Origin of the sequence: Variovorax rhizosphaerae (genome assembly GCF_037889975.1) — a bacterium.
Taxonomy (GTDB): domain Bacteria; phylum Pseudomonadota; class Gammaproteobacteria; order Burkholderiales; family Burkholderiaceae_C; genus Variovorax; species Variovorax rhizosphaerae.
This window is the reverse complement of the sequence record NZ_JBBKZT010000003.1, coordinates 384,800-404,190: the sequence shown is the minus strand read 5'-3', so window position 1 is coordinate 404,190 and position 19,391 is coordinate 384,800. Positions and strand designations below refer to the sequence as shown.

General features: G+C 64.7%; 20 protein-coding genes. 14 read left to right on the top strand and 6 right to left on the bottom strand.

Annotated elements, in window-relative coordinates; genetic code table 11:
- Nucleotides 1-94 precede the first annotated feature (94 nt).
- Nucleotides 95-493, bottom strand: a complete 399-nt coding sequence (locus WKW82_RS08510) for a BLUF domain-containing protein (RefSeq protein WP_340341831.1) — start codon at nucleotides 491-493, stop codon at nucleotides 95-97.
- Between the two features lie 197 nt (nucleotides 494-690).
- On the opposite strand from WKW82_RS08510, the gene WKW82_RS08505 reads away from it, so the two are divergent.
- Both WKW82_RS08505 and WKW82_RS08500 read left to right on the top strand, forming a co-directional pair.
- Nucleotides 691-1,359: a Crp/Fnr family transcriptional regulator gene (locus WKW82_RS08505; protein WP_340341986.1), complete on the top strand. Its 669-nt coding sequence runs from the start codon at nucleotides 691-693 to the stop codon at nucleotides 1,357-1,359.
- Between the two features lie 17 nt (nucleotides 1,360-1,376).
- Nucleotides 1,377-2,663, top strand: coding sequence for a polysaccharide biosynthesis protein (locus WKW82_RS08500; protein ID WP_340341830.1), 1,287 nt, complete (start codon nucleotides 1,377-1,379; stop codon nucleotides 2,661-2,663).
- Here WKW82_RS08500 and WKW82_RS08495 read toward each other — a convergent pair.
- Nucleotides 2,645-3,529 (bottom strand): DUF6279 family lipoprotein, encoded by an 885-nt coding sequence (locus WKW82_RS08495; RefSeq protein WP_340341829.1) that lies wholly within the window; start codon nucleotides 3,527-3,529, stop codon nucleotides 2,645-2,647. The two genes, WKW82_RS08500 and WKW82_RS08495, sit on opposite strands and share 19 nt — an antisense overlap.
- On the opposite strand from WKW82_RS08495, the gene glmU reads away from it, so the two are divergent.
- The gene (gene glmU / locus WKW82_RS08490; RefSeq protein WP_340341828.1) at nucleotides 3,528-4,940 is read left to right on the top strand and encodes a bifunctional UDP-N-acetylglucosamine diphosphorylase/glucosamine-1-phosphate N-acetyltransferase GlmU; all 1,413 of its coding nucleotides are present in this window, start codon (nucleotides 3,528-3,530) and stop codon (nucleotides 4,938-4,940) included. The genes WKW82_RS08495 and glmU overlap by 2 nt on opposite strands.
- A gap of 212 nt (nucleotides 4,941-5,152) precedes the next feature.
- Here glmU and WKW82_RS08485 read toward each other — a convergent pair whose 3' ends face one another.
- Nucleotides 5,153-5,650, bottom strand: a complete 498-nt coding sequence (locus WKW82_RS08485; protein WP_340341827.1) for an Lrp/AsnC family transcriptional regulator — start codon at nucleotides 5,648-5,650, stop codon at nucleotides 5,153-5,155.
- A 300-nt stretch (nucleotides 5,651-5,950) separates the two neighbouring features.
- Between WKW82_RS08485 and glmS the strand changes: the two genes are divergently transcribed.
- Together glmS and WKW82_RS08475 are read left to right on the top strand one after the other, a co-directional pair.
- Nucleotides 5,951-7,831 carry a glutamine--fructose-6-phosphate transaminase (isomerizing) gene (gene glmS, locus WKW82_RS08480; protein ID WP_340341826.1) on the top strand — a complete coding sequence of 627 codons (1,881 nt, stop codon included), beginning with the start codon at nucleotides 5,951-5,953 and terminating at the stop codon, nucleotides 7,829-7,831.
- 5 nt (nucleotides 7,832-7,836) lie between these two features.
- Nucleotides 7,837-8,712, top strand: coding sequence for an SMP-30/gluconolactonase/LRE family protein (locus WKW82_RS08475; protein ID WP_340341825.1), 876 nt, complete (start codon nucleotides 7,837-7,839; stop codon nucleotides 8,710-8,712).
- A gap of 3 nt (nucleotides 8,713-8,715) precedes the next feature.
- On the opposite strand, the gene WKW82_RS08470 is transcribed toward WKW82_RS08475, so the two are convergent.
- The gene (locus WKW82_RS08470; protein ID WP_340341824.1) at nucleotides 8,716-9,552 is read right to left on the bottom strand and encodes an IclR family transcriptional regulator; all 837 of its coding nucleotides are present in this window, start codon (nucleotides 9,550-9,552) and stop codon (nucleotides 8,716-8,718) included.
- Between the two features lie 113 nt (nucleotides 9,553-9,665).
- On the opposite strand from WKW82_RS08470, the gene WKW82_RS08465 reads away from it, so the two are divergent.
- The 6 genes from WKW82_RS08465 (at nucleotide 9,666) to WKW82_RS08440 (ending at nucleotide 13,961) form a co-directional block, all read left to right on the top strand.
- Nucleotides 9,666-10,346 (top strand): hypothetical protein, encoded by a 681-nt coding sequence (locus WKW82_RS08465; protein ID WP_340341823.1) that lies wholly within the window; start codon nucleotides 9,666-9,668, stop codon nucleotides 10,344-10,346.
- Between the two features lie 63 nt (nucleotides 10,347-10,409).
- Nucleotides 10,410-11,414, top strand: a complete 1,005-nt coding sequence (locus WKW82_RS08460) for a TRAP transporter substrate-binding protein (RefSeq protein WP_340341822.1) — start codon at nucleotides 10,410-10,412, stop codon at nucleotides 11,412-11,414.
- A gap of 41 nt (nucleotides 11,415-11,455) precedes the next feature.
- Entirely contained in the window at nucleotides 11,456-12,172 is a 717-nt protein-coding gene (locus tag WKW82_RS08455; protein ID WP_340341821.1) for a GDSL-type esterase/lipase family protein, read from the top strand.
- Between the two features lie 90 nt (nucleotides 12,173-12,262).
- Entirely contained in the window at nucleotides 12,263-12,526 is a 264-nt protein-coding gene (locus tag WKW82_RS08450) for a Rossmann-fold NAD(P)-binding domain-containing protein (RefSeq protein WP_340341820.1), read from the top strand.
- Between the two features lie 74 nt (nucleotides 12,527-12,600).
- Nucleotides 12,601-13,482, top strand: coding sequence for a crotonase/enoyl-CoA hydratase family protein (locus WKW82_RS08445; RefSeq protein WP_340341819.1), 882 nt, complete (start codon nucleotides 12,601-12,603; stop codon nucleotides 13,480-13,482).
- Between the two features lie 5 nt (nucleotides 13,483-13,487).
- Nucleotides 13,488-13,961, top strand: a complete 474-nt coding sequence (locus WKW82_RS08440) for a hypothetical protein (protein WP_340341818.1) — start codon at nucleotides 13,488-13,490, stop codon at nucleotides 13,959-13,961.
- A gap of 22 nt (nucleotides 13,962-13,983) precedes the next feature.
- Here the strand turns inward: WKW82_RS08440 and WKW82_RS08435 are convergent, their stop codons facing one another.
- Complete coding sequence (locus tag WKW82_RS08435; RefSeq protein WP_340341817.1) at nucleotides 13,984-14,964, bottom strand: Bug family tripartite tricarboxylate transporter substrate binding protein; 981 nt, start codon at nucleotides 14,962-14,964, stop codon at nucleotides 13,984-13,986.
- A 48-nt stretch (nucleotides 14,965-15,012) separates the two neighbouring features.
- Nucleotides 15,013-16,554 carry a class I adenylate-forming enzyme family protein gene (locus WKW82_RS08430; protein ID WP_340341816.1) on the bottom strand — a complete coding sequence of 514 codons (1,542 nt, stop codon included), beginning with the start codon at nucleotides 16,552-16,554 and terminating at the stop codon, nucleotides 15,013-15,015.
- Nucleotides 16,555-16,915: 361 nt separating this feature from the next.
- Here WKW82_RS08430 and WKW82_RS08425 point away from each other — a divergent pair, with 361 nt between their 5' ends.
- The 3 genes from WKW82_RS08425 to WKW82_RS08415 are packed head-to-tail and all read left to right on the top strand — an operon-like array spanning nucleotide 16,916 to nucleotide 19,268.
- A complete protein-coding gene (locus WKW82_RS08425; RefSeq protein ID WP_340341815.1) occupies nucleotides 16,916-17,644 on the top strand; it encodes an SDR family oxidoreductase in 729 nt (242 codons plus the stop codon).
- Nucleotides 17,644-18,273, top strand: a complete 630-nt coding sequence (locus WKW82_RS08420; protein WP_340341814.1) for a 2-hydroxychromene-2-carboxylate isomerase — start codon at nucleotides 17,644-17,646, stop codon at nucleotides 18,271-18,273. The genes WKW82_RS08425 and WKW82_RS08420 overlap by 1 nt, the downstream gene beginning before the upstream one ends.
- A complete protein-coding gene (locus tag WKW82_RS08415; protein WP_340341813.1) occupies nucleotides 18,270-19,268 on the top strand; it encodes an NAD(P)H-dependent flavin oxidoreductase in 999 nt (332 codons plus the stop codon). The genes WKW82_RS08420 and WKW82_RS08415 overlap by 4 nt, the downstream gene beginning before the upstream one ends.
- The last annotated feature ends 123 nt before the right edge of the window (nucleotides 19,269-19,391 follow it).

Sequence of the window (19,391 nt, the reverse complement as noted above, 5' to 3'; positions counted from 1 at the left end):
GCCGAGGTCGGGTTGAGGAGCGGAGCCGTACTGAAGTACGGTGAGCACCGCAGACCCGAGATCGGTGGCCGCAGTAGAAAGATTCACACCTTCGTCAGGAAACGTCGTAGCCGGGTCGCAGCTGCAGGAAGCGTGCGAGCGCTTCGTTGCCGTCGAGCCGGTCCAGGTCCGGGAAGTCGGCCTCCGGATCGACCAGGCCCATGTCGAAGCGTGGATAGCGACGCTCGACGAGCGGGCCTTCATAGACCACCCGAATGTCCGAGTGCCGCGGGTCGTCACTGATGCGGTCCATGAGCCGCACGGTGGCGTCGCGCGGTCCTTCGAAGTGGTGGCAGAAGCGATAGCCGTCGAAGACCAGCAAGCCCGTGACGCCGCGCTGCGCGTTTCGCGCGCGTGCGTGCGCCACGATGGTGCCCACTACGGTCGGTGATATCCCCGCTGCGAGCTTGCTGCAATAGAGAATCTCGTGGAGGGCTTGGTTCGCGGGCGGCATGAGAGTCGGGGAGTCTAGGGAGCAATTCACAATCCTTAAATGTGAAATGACATATGGTCGCGCCCGATTCCGGGTTCACGGCCTATAGTCCCCCGGTGAAACTCGAGGACTACGCCGCGCCTGTCTACCCCCCGCATTGCACGCATCCGTGCGAGGCGTGCGGGTTGCGCGCCAGTCCGGCGTTCACGCCGGTATCCATGGAGGAACTCCTGGCCATCCAGTCGTTTCGCCAGGGCGATCGGGTGGTGCAGGCGGGTCAGCCGGTCATCGAGGAGTTCCGTGCGAGCCCGAAGCTCTTCACGCTGTATTCGGGTTGGGCGTTCCGCTTCAAGACGCTGAGCGACGGCCGGCGACAAATCCTCAGTTTCCTGCTGCCGGGTGATTTCATTGGCGTGCAGGACGAGTTTGCGGATGGCCAGACGCACGGCGTGGAGGCGGCGACGGTGGTCACGCTGTGTGTATTCCCGCGGGACAAGCTATGGCCCTTGTTCAATAGCCAGCCACGGCTCGGCTATGACATCACCTGGCTCGCCGCGCGCGAAGAAAAGATGGTCGACGACAATCTCGTGACCGCGGGCCGCCGCAATGCCGCCGAACGCGTCGCGATGCTGCTCATGCACCTGTATCGCCGCGCGGAGCGCGCGGGGATGGAGCGTGACGGCTGGGTCGAGTTTCCATTCAACCAGCAGCACATTGCCGATGCGATCGGCCTGTCACTGGTCCACACCAACAAGACATTGCGGCGCCTCCAGCAGCTCGGACTGCACATGTTCGACAATGGCTGGCTGCGTATCCTTGACCCGAAGGCGCTCGAAGCCCTCGGCGACTATTTCGAACGGCCCTTGCGGCCGACTCCACTGATCTGAAAGCGTTTCCGTCCTCCATGAATCTCAAAGCCCGTTTGCGCCAGGTGTTGGCGGTCGGCGGTATCGAAACGCTCGGGGTGGTCTTCGCAGGCATTGCCGGACTGCTCATTGTCAATGTGTTGCCCAAGGAGCAGTACGCCCAATACACCTTCCTGGTCGCCGCTTCGAACCTGATGCTGGGCATCAGCGATCTCGGCCTCGCGCATTGCGTGTTGCCGGTCATTGGCACGCGCGCCGGCGAGAAATCGTGGGTGGTCGGTGTCTGCAACCAGATCTTCAGCTGGCGATGGGTGATGCTGTCTGCAGGCATGTTGGTGGTGGGGCCCTACTGGTTCTACAACACGCACAGCCGGGGGTGGATCGAGCCGGCATACCTGATCGGCTCGGCGCTGTACTTCGCCATCGTCGTGATGCAACTGCGCGAGCACCTCTCCAATACGGTCGCCGTGGTCCTCGGCCATATCTCCGCCATCAACCGCATCGCCGCGATGGCCCTGGCAACCCGCCTGGTTCTGATCGGCGCGGTGCTGCTGCTTCCGGTGACGGACTGGTCGGTCACGGGCGTGCTGGCGGCCACCGCGGCCTCCGGCCTGGTGGCGGTGGTGATGTACCGCCGCGCGTTGCGAAAGCTGGAGGTGCCCGAGGTCCGGCTCGATGCAGCCGATCGAAAGAAAGTCGACCAGCACGCGCTGAAGATCTTCCTGCCCTTGCTGGCGCCCGGAGTCTTTCTTCATGTCCAGGGCGTGGCCACCGTGCTGCTGGCGTCGATGTTCGGATCGACCGAACTTCTGGCCGAGGTGGGTGCGTTCGGCCGGCTGGCGATCGTGCTGATCGTGGTGGACCGTGTGACCAACGTGCTGCTTTTCCCGGTGCTGGCGCGTGCGCCGCAGGGGCCGAGGCTCGGTCGGATCGTGCTGCTCGTGCACGCTGCGTACCTGGGTGCGATGGTGCTGATGTTGTTGAGCGCCATCTACGGCGGGCGCTTTTGGATCATGTTGCTCGGCGCGAAATACCACGACCTCGAGCCCCTGGTGTGGATGATGATTCTCTCGGCCGTCCTGATCAATGCCGCCGGATTTGCGTTCCGCACGCTGGCAGTGCGGGGCCTCACGGCCAAGCAGAGCTACATCGTTCCTGTCGTGCTGACGGTACAGGTTCTCTACTTCTGGGTGTTTGGCGTGCACACCCTGGAGGCGGTGCTGGGCTTCAACATCGCCACCAGCCTTGCCAACTTCGCGGTGCAGTACCTGCTGCTGGGCACGCGACTTTCGCATCTGCGCACGGATCAGGAAGCCGCGAGCTGACGCACGTCGTTCTCGTAGTCGCGCAGCCGTCGCGCGGCGCGTTCGCGTTGGGCCGTGGTTGTGGCGTTGTGCAGGATGGCGAGGTTGCGGCAACCCTCCACCCACATGGCCTGCTGGTAGTCGCGCCAGGGCCCGGGCGGCGGATGGGCGGTGCGCTGCACATACCCGTTCAGTGCGGCCTGGGCCTCGGCCTGCGAAGGCTGGCTGGCGCGGAGTCCGCGCAGAAGGGCCAGCGCCTCCTGTTGTCGTGCGCGGCGCTGGGCATCGATCCGCTTGGCATTGAAGGCTGATTGCGCGATGAGTCGCCGCAGCAGGTCGCGCTGCGACTTGTCGAGCGGTCCGTAGAAGTCTTCGGTTCGGTCGAGCATCTGGTCGAAGCGCTTGTCCTGCTGCTCGTCCAGGCTGAGGGCAATCCAGTCCTTGCGCCACGCTTCGTTGACCTTGGCGTACTTGCGCTGCAGGTGCTGGAATTGGTCATCGTCAAGGCTCAGCGCCAGCGTCGCGCCCGGCGCCTCGGCACGCACCGCGAAAGCCAGCAGGCGGTCGCGGATCTCGTCGCTGAAGGCACACACCTGCTCCGGCGTGAGCGTGTCCGGCGCCAGTACCTGGGCCTTTTGCAGCAGGGTGATGAACTTGGGCAACTCGTTGCGCCGGTGCCAGTCCAGCAGTTGCGCCAACTCCTCGCGCACGCGCGGCGACTGGGTGGCGTCCAGGTCGACATAGCCGTCGAGCCACCACCATGTCACGGTCGGCAGGTTGTTGTAGGCCAGCTTGACCGAACTGCAGGCGCACAACAGCGCGACCCCGAGCACGGCGACGATAATCCGCGCCAACTTCCAGCATTGATCGAGCGAGCAAGCACGCATGACAGATTTTTCCCAGGATAACGACGAGCCGGTCGACATCGTCGTCATGGCGGCCGGCAAGGGCACGCGCATGAAGAGCAGTTGGCCCAAAGTGTTGCATCGTTTGGCAGGCCGTGCACTGGCGCTGCATGTGCTGGACACGGCGGCGCGGCTGCACGCACGCCGCGTGGTGGTGGTCACCGGCCACGGCGCCAATGAAGTCGAGGCCGCGCTGGCGGATGCGCCCTGTGCGCCGGTCTTTGCGCGCCAGATGCCTCAACTCGGCACCGGCCATGCGGTGCAGCAGGCGGCGCCGCTGCTGCCGGACGACGGCATCGTGGTCGTGCTGTCGGGCGACGTGCCGCTGATTCGCGAGGACACCCTGCGCGCGTTGATCGCGGCCTGCGCCGGGCGCCGGCTGGCGCTGCTGACCATCGACTTCGAGAACCCGAGCGGCTACGGCCGCATCCTGCGCGACGGTGATGCGGTGCAGGCCATCGTCGAGCAGAAGGATGCGACCGAGGCGCAGCGCGCCATCAAGGAGGTCTACAGCGGCGTGATGGCGGTTCCGGCGCGGCTGCTCAAGCCCTGGCTGGCGCGGCTGGACAACCGCAATGCGCAGGGCGAGTTCTACCTGACCGACATCGTGCGCATGGCCACGCTGGATGGCGTGCCGGTGGTGGCGCATCGCACCGATGACCACCTGCAGGTCACCGGCGTCAACGATCCGGCCCAGCTTGCGGGGCTGGAGCGTGCGTGGCAGCGCCGCCTGGCCGATGCGCTGATGGCGCAAGGTGTGCGGCTGGCCGACCCGGCGCGCTTCGACGTGCGCGGCACGCTGGTGTGCGAGGCCGACGTGGAGATCGATGTCAACTGCGTCTTCGAAGGCGCGGTGTCATTGGGTGCCGGCGTGACGATCGGCGCCAACTGCGTGATTGCCAATGCGCGCATCGAGACCGGCGCGGTGATCCATCCGTTCACCCACATCGATGGCGAGAAGGCCGGAGTGACGGTCGGCGAGGGCTCGCGCATCGGGCCGTTCGCGCGGCTGCGTCCGGGTGCACGCCTGGGTGCGGAGGTGCACATCGGCAACTTCGTCGAGGTCAAGAATTCCACGCTCGAAGCGGGTGCCAAGGCCAATCACCTGGCCTACCTGGGCGACGCCACGGTGGGCGCACGTGTGAACTACGGGGCGGGCAGCATCACCGCCAACTATGACGGCGCCAACAAGCACCGCACCATCATTGGCGATGACGTGCACGTGGGCAGCAACTGCGTGCTGGTGGCGCCAGTGACCATCGGCGCCGGTGGCACGGTGGGCGGCGGCTCGACGGTGACCAAGTCGACCGCGCCGGGCGCGCTCACGATCGGGCGCACCAAGCAAGTCAGCTTTGCCGACTGGAAGCGGCCTGTGAAGGCCCCCAAGGCGTAATTCGCCCACTCCGGGTGCGCCTCCGGCGCCGGGGCGGCCGCCAGCGGTGGCTGCGCTCGGTGGCCGTCCAAGCCTGCGCAGGCAGGCTCAAGGCCATCAAAGCCTGCGCAGGCAGGCTCGCAGGCGCGGCCGGCAGCCCCTCAAAGGTTCGCACCCAGCGACCTGGCGATGCCGGTACCGCGGGTGCCCACGAACTGATTTTCGCGATCGCGCTAGTGCTTTTCTGGCGCCCCAAGCGGTACCGTGGGCGCGAACTTCGAGCGCTTCAGTGAGAAGTACGCCTTGACATTGCGCACGTTGGCGTCCGCCGTGAAAAGCCGCTGCTGCAGCGCCAGGTAGTCCGGCATGTCGCGCGCCGCCACGATCAGCACGAAGTCGGGGCCGGGAGATACGCGATAGCACTGCTGCACCGCGTCGTCGGGCGCCACGCGCGCCTCGAACGCATCGAGCGCCTCGCTGCCTTGGCGATCCAATGAAATCTCCACCACCGCCTGCAGCCCATGGCCGCGCAAAGGCGCGAGCTTGTCGGGGGAGAGCAGGGCGATTTCGCGCTCGATCAACCCGGCCGCACGGAGCCGCTGCACGCGGCGCAGGCAGGTGGGCGGGGAGAGATGGAGGTCGCTTGCGAGTTGCTGGTTGGTGCGCGACGCATCGCGTTGCAAGGCATCCAGCAGGCGGAGGTCGGTCGGGTCGAGCAAGAGGGGGTCCATGTGGGTTTGATCGGAGTGCTGCGTTGCGCGTCAGGTCTTGCAGGGCTGGATGGGGTTCGAACTGCGCGTTGCCTGCATGGCGCGGGGGTGTGACTTTCAACGCGATTCGCGTGGCTTTGTGAGGTCTCGCAGGTGCGCGAATGAAATTATCTTCCACTGGTAACAAAATATCAGACTAAATAATCAATACAAGCATGATTTGAAATTTTAATTCATATTTTAATAAATATTGGAATATTCAATCCAGACGAGGCGCCTACCATTTGCACCTCTGGTCACTCTTCATCAAGGCAGATCTCTATGTGCGGCATCGTCGGCGCGGCATCCCATCGCAACATCGTCCCGGTCCTGGTCCAGGGCCTCCAGCGGCTTGAATACCGCGGCTATGACTCCTGCGGCGTGGCCGTGCATTCGGGCGGCCTGACGCGGGCACGGACCACGTCGCGCGTGGCCGACTTGCTGACCCAGGTGCATGACGACCATGTCGAAGGCCTGACCGGCATTGCCCACACGCGCTGGGCCACCCACGGCGCGCCAGCGGTGCACAACGCCCATCCGCACTTCAGCCATGGTGCAGGCGAGGGCGCGGAAAGCGCACGCCCGGCCCGCATCGCGCTGGTCCACAACGGCATCATCGAGAACCACGAGTCGCTGCGCGCTGCGCTGCAGGCCAAGGGCTACGTCTTTCTCAGCCAGACCGACACCGAGGTCATCGCCCACCTGATCGACAGCCTCTACGACGGTGACCTGTTCGAGGCGGTCAAGGCCGCGGTGCTGCAACTGCATGGCGCTTATGCGATTGCGGTGATCTGCCGCGACGAGCCGCAACGCGTTGTCGGCGCGCGCGCCGGTTCGCCGCTGATCCTGGGCGTGGGCAAGGACGGCACCGAGAACTTCCTGGCCAGCGACGCGATGGCGCTGGCCGGCGTGACCGACCAGATCGTCTACCTCGACGAAGGCGACGTGATCGACCTGCAGCCTGGCAAGTACTGGATCGTCGACCGGGCGCACAAGCCGGTCACGCGCACGGTGCGCACCGTGCAGGCGCACAGCGGCGCGGCCGAGTTGGGCCCATACCGCCACTACATGCAGAAGGAGATCTTCGAGCAACCGCGTGCCATCGCCGACACGCTCGAAGGCGTGGTGGGCATCGCGCCGGAACTGTTCGACGGCGTGACCAACGACGGCAGCACCGGTGCCAGCGCGCACCGCGTGTTCAAGGAGATCGACAAGGTCCTGATCCTGGCCTGCGGCACCAGCTACTACAGCGGCTGCACGGCCAAGTACTGGCTCGAGAGCATCGCGAAGGTTCCGACGCAAGTGGAGATCGCGAGCGAATACCGTTATCGCGACTCCGTGCCCGACCCGAAGACGCTGGTCGTGACGATCACGCAATCCGGCGAGACCGCTGACACGCTGGCCGCGCTGAAGCATGCGCGCAGCCTGGGGATGGAGCAAACGCTGACGATCTGCAACGTGGCCACCAGCGCGATGGTGCGCGAATGCAAGCTGGCCTACATCACGCGGGCCGGCGTCGAGATCGGCGTGGCCTCGACCAAGGCCTTCACGACGCAACTCGCGGGCCTGTTCCTGCTGACGCTGGCGCTGGCGCAAGCCAAGGGGCGGCTCAGCGATGCGGACGAAGCGCAGTACCTGCAGGAGATGCGGCACCTGCCGGTCGCGCTGCAGTCGGTGCTGGCGCTGGAGCCGCAGCTCATCAGCTGGTCGGAGGACTTTGCGCGCAAGGAAAACGCGCTGTTCCTCGGCCGCGGTTTGCACTACCCGATCGCGCTGGAAGGCGCGCTCAAGCTCAAGGAAGTGACGTACATCCACGCGGAGGCATACGCTGCGGGCGAGCTGAAGCATGGCCCGTTGGCGCTGGTGACCAGCGAGATGCCGGTCGTGACCGTCGCGCCGAACGACGCACTTCTGGAGAAGCTCAAGAGCAACCTGCAGGAAGTGCGGGCGCGGGGCGGCGTGTTGTACGTGCTGGCCGACGGCGACACGAAGATCGAGAGCAGCGAAGGCGTGCACGTCATCCGCATGCCGGAGCACTACGGCGTGTTGTCGCCGCTGCTGCATGTGGTGTCATTGCAGCTGCTGGCGTATCACACGGCGTGTGCGCGCGGGACGGATGTGGACAAGCCGCGCAACCTTGCCAAGAGCGTCACGGTGGAGTGAGCCCGGTGCCGGCAGTCCGTGTCGTCGTCCAAGCCCGTGACCAGTTGGGCGAAACGCCGCTGTGGTGTCCGCGCAGCGAAAAAATCTGGTGGATCGACATCGAGCGTCCCCGACTGCAGTCCTTCGATGAACACACCGGTCAGCACGAGGTCCACCGCTTCGACAGCACCTTCCTGGGAAGCCTTGCCTTGCACCGTCGGGGCGGATTCGTCGTGGCGCTCGACAACAGCCTGCATCGCTTCGACCCCGCCAACGCGTCGCTGGAGCACATCGTCGACGTGGAGCCCGCTGGCAAGGGCACGCGACTGAACGACGGCCGATGCGACCGCCGCGGCCGCCTGTGGATCGGCACCATGGACGCCGCCATCCAGCAGCCGCTGGGCAGCTTCTATCGCGTGTCGCCTTCCGGGTCCGTGCAATGGCTGTTCGACGACATCATCGTGACGAATTCGGTGGCCACGTCGCCCGATGACCGCACGCTCTACATGTCCGACACGCGGCGCTTCAAGATCTGGGCCTTTGACCTGGATCCGGACGAGGGCGTGCTGACGAACCGCCGTGTCTTCGCCGACTACTCGAATGACAAAGGGCGACCCGACGGCGCCGTGGTGGACAGCGACGGATGCCTGTGGAACGCCGTGTTTGCAGGACATCGGGTGATCCGCTACACGCCCGCCGGCAAGGTCGATCGGGTGATCGAACTGCCGGTGACCCACCCCACGTGCGTGTGCTTTGGCGGGCCGGAACTGCGCACCCTCTACATCACGACGGCCACGAAGATGATCACGCCCGCGGTGCTGGCCAACGAACCTCTCGCCGGTGCCTTGCTGGCGGTCGAGGTGGGCGTCCAGGGCCTGCCGGAACCGATGTTCGGTTCGTGAGGCTCAGCGGCCGACTCTCGCAGCGCGCCGCTTGACGGCTACGTTGCCCCACGTTCCGACATTCGCCGACTTCAGCAGCGCCGACGAATTCCCGGACACCTTCAGCTCCTCCGCCGCCGACAGCAAGGCCGGCCCGAACTGCACCATGCGCTTGAGCGTGAGCCGCGCCGACGGGCCGGCAATGATGACCACGCCCGTGGTCTGCTCGTTCACGCGCTGGATGGGCGCCGCCATGGAACTCATGCCGGGCGCATAGGCATCCTGGATGATGCTGAAGCGCCGCTTGCGGTGCTCTTCAAGCACCTTCAGCAGCGCCTTCATGCTGGTCGGCGCATTGGGGCCGAAGTCCTTCGGCTCGCCGATGCCCTGGCGCGATACGTATTCGATGGCCACGTCTTCCGGCAAGGTCATGAGCCAGGCCTGCCCCGCTGCGCTGCATGACAGTCGCAGGTCGATGCCCATGTCCGGGTCATAGAGCAGGCCGGACTTGGCGCCCTGCGCCTTGGCGACGAGGGTGAGCCGGTCGCCGTCCACGATGGCCAGACGCACCAGTTCGCCGGTGGCCTTGGCCAGACGGTCGATCACCGGCTGGGCGATGTCGAGCACGCCGGACTTGCTCAGGAAGCTGAGGCCCATCGACGCCATCTTGGTGGTGAGCGCGTAGTCGCCGCGTTGCGGCATCTGGCGCACATAGCCGTAGCGGATGAGTTCCTGCAAGGCGCGGTGGCAGCCGCTGCGCACCTGGTTGAGGTCGGTGGCGATCTGGACCAGCGCCACGCCGTCGGGGTAGTCCGTCAGGTATTCGAGGATGTCAAGCGATTTCTCGAGTGCTCCGCTCATGGCGTCTTTCCGCAGTGATTCATTCAAATTTTGAATGATATGGAAAAGTTGAATGGCATTCAACTTTCTGAGATCATCCGGCGCATTCAACAGCAGGCGATGCAGGAACACGGATGGCTTTACCTGGAAATGCGGCACTCGCCATGTGGTGGGACATGGCGCCCGAGATGCGCTCGGAGTTCGAGCACTGGCACTCGCACGAGCACTTTCCGGAGCGCCTGGCCATTCCGGGTTTTCGCCGCAGTTCCCGCTGGACCAGCGCGACCGGCGGCGAGGGCATCTTCGTGATGTACGAGCTGGAGAGCTACGAGGTGCTGTCCTCGCGCGGCTATCTGGCGAGCCTCAACGCACCCAGCCCGTGGTCCACGAAGATGATGCCGCACCACCGCAACATGGTGCGGTGCCAGTCGCGCGTGCTGGCATCGCGCGGCGGCGCGGTGGCGCGGCAGGCGTTGACCGTGCGCATGTCGCCCGCGCCCGGCCGTAGCGAGGACCTTCGCGCATCGCTGCGCGTGCTGACCGACTCATTGCCACAGCAGCCCGGACTCACCGGCGCGCACCTGCTGCAGCACGAGACGCCACCCATCGCGCAGACCACCGAGCAGAAGATTCGCGGCGGCGACCAGGTGGGCGACTGGGTTTTCGTCGCCATGGGCTACGAAGCGGCGGCGCTGGACGCGCTGGCGCAAATGGAACTGTCGGAAGCGTCGCTGGTCGCGCAGGGCGCTGTGCCGGGCGCCATCAGCGGCCGTTATGCGTTGTCGTATTCGGCCATTCCCGGCGACATGCAATAGATGCCTCGCAAACATTTCCCCAACGGCCTGAACGGCCTTCTTCGTGCAGACAGGAGACATCCCATGAAAAAAATCTTCTTCACCATCGCCGCGCTCGTTGCGGCCTGTGCCTGCGTCACGGCGCAGGCCCAGGAGCAGACCATTCGCTTCGGCCACGTCGTGCAGGCGGGCCATCCCATCTCGCTGGCCACGCAGAAGCTTGCGGAGATCGTCGCTGCCAAGAGCGGCGGCCGCATGAAAATCCAGGAACTGGGCGGCGGTTCGGTCGGCGGCGAGCAGCAACAGTTGAGCGCCGTGCAAGGCGGGGTGCAAGACATGACGCTGCCCTCGGCCACCGTGATGGGCGCGGTGGTCAAGGAGTTCACGCTGTTCGACGTGCCCTTTTCCTTCAGCAAGGCCGAGCAGGTCGATGCGCTGGTGGCGAGTCCCTTCGGCCAGGCGCTGATGGCCAAGCTGCCGGAGAAGGGCCTGGTGGGCCTGGGCTTCTGGGAAACGGGCTTTCGCAACTTCACCAACAGCAAGAGGCCCATCGTCAATGTCGAGGACCTGAAGGGCTTGAAGCTGCGCGTGATTCCGAACCCGCTCTTCATCGAGAGCTTCAGCGCGCTGGGCACCAACCCCGTGCCGATGCCTTTCCCCGAGCTGTACGGCGCACTGGAATCCAAGGCGATGGACGCTCAGGAGAACCCCTTCAGCGTAGTGCTGACCAGCAAGTTCTACGAAGTGCAGAAGTACATGAGCGTGACCAACCACGTGTACACGGCCAATCCCGTGGTCGTCAGCAAGAAGGTGTGGGACAAGATGTCGCCCGCCGACCAGAAGGTCCTCCAGGAGGCGGTGGCCGAAGCCGGCGCCTACCAGCGCAAGCTCAGCCGCGACGCATCGTCGGGTGCACGCAAGGAACTGGAAGCCAAGGGCATGCTCATCAACGATGTGCCGCAGGCCACGCTGACGAAGATGCGCGAACTGACCAAGCCGGTGGCGGAGAAGTTCGCGGCGTCCTATGACCCGGCGCTGGTGCAGAGCTACCGGACCGAACTGGCCAAGGTGCAGGCCGCGATCCAGTAGCCTGTCGCTGCAGGCGCTTGCGCCATGAGGGGTTCACCAGCGTGCCTGAACCGAACCTGGAAGCCACGCACGACGTGGGGCTTCAATCCATGGGTGGGGCACGCGTGCTACCTTTGCGCTCGATGAATCGACGACACCTCTTCCTGCTGGCCGGCCTGACGCCGGCCTTTGCGTTTGTGGCCTGTGGAAAGGGCAAACCTTCTCTTGCTCCGCTGAAGTCCGATGCGCGTGTGCTGGCGCTGGGCGACAGCCTGACCGCGGGCTACGGCGCCTCGCCAGAGCAGGCGTGGCCATCGGTCCTGGCGCCATTGACCGGTTGGCAGATCGACAACCAAGGCGTGAATGGCGACACCTCGGCGGGTGCGCTGGAGCGCCTTCCGGCATTGCTCGCTGCCAGCAGCTACGACGCGGTCCTGGTGGGCATCGGCGGCAATGACATGCTGCGCGGTGTGTCGCCGCAGGCGACGAGGGAGAACGTGGCCGCCATCGTTCGCGCCGCGCTTGCGCACACGAAATACGTCGCGCTGATCGCCACGCCGGCACCGGACGCACTGCGGGCAACGGTCGGATCGTTGAGCGATGCCGGCTTCTACAAGGACGTGGCATCCGCCGAGAAGGTGCTCCTGATTCCGGACGTGTACTCCACCGTCTTGTCGGATGCGGCGTTGCGGTCGGACCGCATTCATGCCAATGCGCAGGGCTATGCCGCGATCGCGCAGAAGCTTGCCGACAAGCTCAAGGCCGCGGGCTGGCGCTGAGTTGCGGAGGGGCCGCCCCTCCGCAGGGGAGTGGTGTGCCTCAGGCGCCGAGACGCGCTGTGGCCGCGCACGCCCATTGCGACCGCCGCGGTGAACTTCGCGCTCGGCGGCGAGCCGATGATGAAGCAGTCGCGCAAGCCGGAGATCATGGCCGACGCGGCCGACGCGATCTTCTGCAAGCCGTCGCGCGAGTACACCGGCGGGTTCATGCTGGACGACACGGTGCTGGGCGAGGAGGGCGTGACGGACTTCGATGTCTACCGCAACGACCCGTCGAGCAAGCTGCTGGTGGATCCTTTCGTGGATCCGGGTGCGCCGATGCCCAAGGGTTCGAGTTTCGAGGCGGGGCGCTGATCGCCCTCGGCGATGGCCATCGAGGGGTCGGCGGGAGATACTGAATCCACCCATTCCTCAGTTCGAAAGTTGCCATGAAGTCCTATCAGACATTGACGCTCGCGCACGACAACGGCGTGCTGTGGCTCACGCTCAACCGGCCCGACCAGCTCAATGCCTTCACGGTGCAGATGGCACGTGAGCTGATCGATGTGTTTGGCGCGATCAACGATGACGATGCGGTGCGTGTCGTCATCGTGACCGGTGCGGGCCGCGCGTTCTGCGCCGGCATGGACCTGACGCGCGAAGGCAATGTCTTCGGCCTCGATGAAAGCCTGTCGCCGACGCTGACCGACCTGGAAGGCGACAAGTTCGATGCGCCCGCCATCGTCAATGGCTTCCGCGATCTCGGCGGACAGGTCGCAATGGCGATCCTGGCGTGCAGGAAGCCTGTCATCGCTGCGATCAACGGGCCGGCCGTCGGCATCGGGGCGACGATGACCTTGTCGATGGATATCCGCATCGCTTCCGACAAGGCCCGCATCGGCTTCGTCTTCGGCCGCGTGGGGATCGTGCCCGAGGCGTGTTCGACCTGGCTGCTCCCCAAGCTGGTGGGCATCTCGAAGGCCCTGGAGTGGCTGTACCGAGCCGATGTGTTCGACGCCGAGGAGGGGTGCGAGGGCGGCTTGATCCATTCCGTCGTGCCTGCGGACCAGTTGCGCGCCGCAGCAGAAAAGATGGCGCGCAGCTTCATCGACGACAAGTCGGCGGTGTCGGCCGCCTTGATCCGCCAGATGATCTATCGCAGCGCGGGCCAGCCCGATCCGCTGCTGCCGCACAAGATCGAATCGCTGGGGATGTTCCATGCCAGCCAGCGCGATGGCAAGGAAGGCGTCGCCGCATTCCTGGAACGGCGTCCGCCGCAATTCAAGGGCAAGCCGTCGACGGACATGCCGGCGTTTTACCCGTGGTGGTGACGGCCATGCGTTTCTGCCTTGCGGGTGCCCTCGTCGCGATGCCGCTGATGGCGTGCCTGTGGGGTTGCGCCTCTTCGAACACTGAGGCCCGCCAGGACGTCGTCACCGTCGCGCTCTCAGGCACCGGCATGAACGCCGGCCAGAGCGGCAGGGCCGTGCTGGTGCCACGCGATGACGTGACACAGGTTTCCATCCAGGTGAGCGGCCTGAGCGTGGGCGTGACCTTGCCGGTCCACTTGTACACCTATGTCTTTGCCGGCCGATGCGGCAACCTGGGTGCGAAGCCGATTTACGACTTGACCCGCAACGTGCGGGTCACCGGCATCGGCGGCCAGAGCGCGATGTCGAACAGGGGGCCATTCAACCTCGCGAACACCGCGCCGGTGCCCATCGCGCAACTCAAGGGCTCGCCGCATGCGCTGGTGGTGCGCACCAGCCCGGCCGATGCGAGCGTCGACGTGTTCTGCGGGAACCTGTAGTGGCTTGCTGCAGCCTCCAGGCTCACTTGAGCGACAAGCCCAGCAAATCCAGCGTGGTCTTCTCGCGCTTCATGCTGTCCACCGCGAACGCCTGGTAGTCCTTGGGACTGCGGTAGTCGGGCTCCATGTCGTACTTGGCCAGGACCTCCTTGAATTCGCGCGTTTCCATGGCCTGCTTGAACGCGGCATGAAGCTTCGCGGCAATCGCAGGGTCCAGTCCCTTGGGCGCGACCAGGCCCCAGGGCGAGGTCTGGACGATGTTCACGCCACTCTCCTTGAGGGTCGGTACGTCGGGATAGCGCGCCATCCGCTTGGCCCCCCAGACCGCGATCAAGCGAAGCTTTCCCGAATCGACGAACGGAACGAAAGCGGAGGTCTCCGCGGCCGCATCGACCTGGCCTCCGACGACGGCTTGCAAGGAGTCGGCCGAGCCTTTGTACGGAATGTGGTTGAGCTGGATGCCGAACTGCCGGGACACCTGCTCCATGGTGAGATGGTTCGTCGTGGCGATCCCGGGGCTGCTGTAGCTCAGCTGCCCGGGCCGGGCCTTTGCCTGGTCCACGAAGTCCTTCAGGTTCTTGATGGGCGAACTCGCCGGAACCACGATCCCGAACGCGTAGCCGGTCAGGCCGATGATGTAGGTGAGATCCTTGGCGGGATCCCACTTGAGCTCGGTCGTGTAGGGAATCCGGTAGACGTTGGCGGGGGCGATCGCCAGGGTGTAGCCATCCGCCGGCGAGGCTTGCAGGTTCTGCGCGGGGATGACGCCGCCTGCGCCAGGCTTGTTCTCGATGATCACGGGCTGCTTCAGGATGCCGCCGACTTTCTCGGCGAGTACACGCATGGGGCCGTCGGTCGACCCGCCGGGAGCGAATCCGATCATGATCTTGATGGGTCGTGACGGATAGGCCTCCGCTTTTTCCTCGGCATGGGCTGGCAGGTGGAGGGCCAGTGCGAACAGGCCGATGGCGGAAAGCGCCTTGGGGATACGGGGGAACTTCAATGCAGTCTCCTGATGTGAATGACGGGGTGGATACGCAGACGACGTTGGCTACGTCTTTGCTGGAGCCGTTCTCGCGAGCTCCTTCAACGTGTTCTTGAGAACCTTCCCGTTCGGCGCAGACGGAAGGGCTTCCATGAACCGGATGTCGGTGGGTTGCTTGTAGGGAGACAGGCTGTCGCGCAAGTACTCGCGCAGCGCGCGCATGTCGATGTCCGCGCCGGCCTTGGTCTCGAGGAACGCGACGATCTCTTCGTTGTGATGGGCTTCCCTTCCGACGACAGCGGACTGCACGACGCCGGGGTAGGCGTTCAACACCTGCTCCACTTCGAGCGGGTAGACGTTGAAGCCGGACCGGATGATCAGTTCCTTGGTCCTGCCCGATATGAACAACGCACCTTCCGCATCGATGTTCGCCATGTCGCCGGTGTTGAACCAGCCGTTCGGGTCCAGGACCGAGGAAGTCAGCGCCGCATTCCTGTAGTAGCCCTTCATCACGCCAGGTCCGCGCACATGCAGTTCGCCGGTCACCCCGCATGGAACCTCGGCGCCATCTGCGTTCACGACGCGAAGCTCGACACCCGGAATGGCCGGCCCGACGGAGCAGTCCGTCCTCGGTGCCTCGAGTCGGGTCTGGGCAATCGTGGGTGCCGTCTCGGTCAAGCCGTAGCCGTTCTGCAATGGAAGCTTGAATGCGCGCTCGATGTCCGCCTTCAGGCTGGGCGTCAGGGGGGAGCCTGCGACGCTGATGAGGCGAAGTTGCGGAGCGACAAGCGCCATGCCATTCGCGCGCGTCCATTCGAGAACCCGGGCGAAGAGGGCCGGCACACCGGTGAAGATCGTGACGCGATCTTCGGCCAGCGCACGCAGCGTGCTTTGCGGCGCAAAGCGTGGCTCGAGAATCAGCGTGGCGCCGCTGCAGATCGCCCCCAGGAACTGGGTCGACAGGCCCACGACATGGGCCATCGGCAGGACGCCATAGATGACGTCATCCGGTGTCAGGCGCCTCACGTCCCGCGCCGACTGCGCCACGAACATGAGGTTGGCATGCGTGAGCATGACGCCCTTGGGAGAGCCCGTGGTCCCGGACGTGTAGACCATGGCGGCCACTTGCTGTGCGGGGTCCGGAAAGCAGGGTTCCGCTGTCACGTTCGACGCCTGCGCGCCGATCGCAATGTCGCCCAGGTCGCTCGGCAGATCGGTCGCGCCGTGCCTTTGCGAGTGCGAGCGCGCATCTTCAGAAACGTGACAAAGGTAGAGAACCCGTCGTGCCCCTGAATGTTCGATGAACTGGTCGATCTCACGCCCGGACAGGCGCGCATTGACGACGATCGTCCATGCATCGAGCTTGGAGAGTGCCAGGAACAGGACGCACAAGGCGACGCAGTTCTCCCCGACGATGAGGACGCGGTCGCCAGGTCGGACGCCGGCTTGCGCCAACCTGTTGGCCATGTCGTCGGACTTCTGTTCCAAGGCCCCATAGCTCAGCGACAGCGTCGCGTCGCGCAACGCAAGCGCGTCGGGCTGGCTTGCAAGCCACGGTGCCAGGAGGTGATGCACGCGGTTCGGCGACTGATGGTTGACGGGTTCCATTCGACTTTCCTTCGATGTCTGGATGACGTGGAAGTCTATGGAACAACGTATGCAAACCGCGATTTCGCAAAACTGCACTGCAGAACAGTAGCTGCGCGTTTACCCTAGGATTTTGAGCCGCATGCTGCGACGGAATGCGCCCGACTGCCTGCTCAACGGTCGCAGTCGCGGTACAGACTGATGGCCAATTTCGCTCGTACGATCGGCTGCAATGCAGTCAGCGATCCAAGTTCACACGCCGACGTCCGAAGAGAATCCATCCCGCTGATGCTGTTCTGCATTGCAGAACTGCGAATCGGCCCATTTTGATCATTCGGGCCGCCGGGCACCCAGAATGCGGACTCCAACCTAAAGGAGCTCTATGAGTCAAAAGAAAGCGATCCTCGTGATTGGCGCTGGCGATGCGACAGGGGGTGCCATCGCCAAGCGCTTTGCCCGGGAGGGATACGTGGCGTGTGTGACGCGGCGCCAGGCGGACAAGCTCGCACCCCTGGTGGATGAGATCAAGGCAGCCGGCGGCGAAGCCCACGCCTTCGGCAGCGACGCGCGCAAGGAAGAAGAAATGGTCGCGCTCATCGAACAGATCGAGCGGGACATCGCGCCCATCGAAGTGGCCGTCTTCAACATCGGCGCCAACGTCCGCTTCGGCATCACCGAGACCACTGCCCGCGTCTACTACAAGGTCTGGGAGATGGCCTGCTTCGGTGGCTTCCTCATGGGCCGTGAAACGGCGAAGGTCATGCTCCCGCGCGGTCGAGGGACGATCATCTTCACGGGTGCAACCGCCAGCCTGCGTGGGCGCGAAGGTTTCGCCGCTTTCTCCGGGGCGAAGCAGGCCCTGCGCGCGCTCGCCCAAAGCATGGCGCGAGAACTCTGGCCCAAAGGCATCCACGTCGCGCATCCCGTAATCGACGGTGCCATCGACACGGAGTTCATCCGGACGAATTTCCCTCAACGCTACGAGATGAAGGACCAGGGCGGCATCCTCAATCCCGACAGCATCGCCGATGCGTACTGGCAGATCCACCAGCAACCCCGCGATGCCTGGACCCATGAAACCGAGCTGCGTCCGTGGATGGAGGCCTGGTGATGAAAACCGTGAACGTGCAGTTTCTCTTCGACTTCGGCAGCCCCAATGCCTATCTTTGCCACAAGGTATTGCCGGGCCTGGCTTCTCGCACCGGTCAGAAGGTGGCGTACGTGCCGATCCTTCTCGGCGGGCTCTTCAAGCTGACCAACAACCGTTCGCCGGCCGAAGCGTTCGCGCAGGTCGCCAACAAGCGCGCCTATGACGCGTTGGAGGTGCGCCGGTTCGTGGCCAGGCATGGACTGGTCGACTTCAAGCCGAACACCTTCTTTCCGGTTAACACGCTCCTGATCATGCGCGGCGCCGTCGCAGCCGGGAAGCTCGGGTGCTTCGAGCGCTACGTCGACACCGTCTTTGCGTGCATGTGGGAGCAAAGCTTGAACATGGCCGACGTCGATGTCGTGAGTGCGTCACTCACCCGTGCGGGTCTCGACGCCCAGGCCATCCTCGCTGCAACGCGGGACGAGGATGTCAAGGCGCGCCTCCTTTCGAACACGCAGGACGCTCACGACCATGGCGCATTCGGTTCGCCAACGTTCCTGGTGGGCGAGGAAATCTTCTTTGGCAAGGATCGGCTGCGTGAAGTCGAGGAAGAGATCCTCAGCCGACTCGCGAACGGAGAGACATCATGAAGACCAGGATCACGGAACTGTTCGGGATCGAGCACCCCATCATCCAGGGCGGGATGCACTTCGTCGGGCTTGCGGAACTCGCCTCCGCAGTTTCAAACGCGGGCGGGTTGGGCATCCTCACCGGCCTCACGCAACGGACACCCGAACTGCTCGCCAGGGAGATCGCGCGTTGCAAGGAGATGACGGACAAGCCCTTCGGCGTCAACCTGACCTTCCTTCCGACCTTCTCCTCGCCGCCTTACGCGGAGTACATCGCCGCCATCGTCGAGGGCGGCGTGCGAATCGTGGAAACGGCCGGCAGGAGTCCGGAGCTGTACATGCCCATCCTGAAACAGGCCGGCATCAAGGTGATCCACAAGTGCACGTCGGTCAGGCACTCGCTGAAAGCCCAGCAGATCGGATGCGACGCGGTCAGTGTCGATGGCTTCGAATGCGGCGGGCATCCTGGGGAAGACGACATCCCGAACATGATTCTTCTGCCACGGGCTGCCGACGAACTCACGATTCCCTTCGTTGCTTCCGGCGGAATGGCCGACGGCAGGAGCCTGGTCGCCGCCCTGGCGCTGGGTGCGGACGGCATCAACATGGGAACGCGATTCCTCGTGACGCAGGAGGCGCCGGTCCACGAGAACGTGAAGCAGGCCATCGTCCGGGCATCCGAGCTCGACACGCGCCTTGTCATGCGACCGCTTCGCAACACCGAACGGGTGCTGAAGAACGGCGGCGTGGACGCCTTGCTGGCGATCGAGCGCGAGAAGGGGGACCAGCTCGCAATCGCTGATATCAGCGACTATCTCGGTGGCGTGTACAAGAAGGTGATGGTCGATGGCGAGATGGATGCGGGGGCCTGGAGTTGTGGCCTGGTCGCAGGACTCATCAACGATGTGCCGACCGCCGGTGAACTCGTCGAGAGGATCATGCGCGAGGCCAGGAGTTTGATTTCCGGGCGGCTTTCAAGTCTCTTGTGCGGCGAGCTTGAGACGGCGCCCGCTTGATACCAGGAGAGGAAGCTGGTTCTCTGATTGGCGCGGATTTCTCGCACGCCCCTCGTATGCACCAGGACAATGAGACATGCCAACAGAAACTGCTCGCACCCCACGAAACGCGGCCCTTGGCGC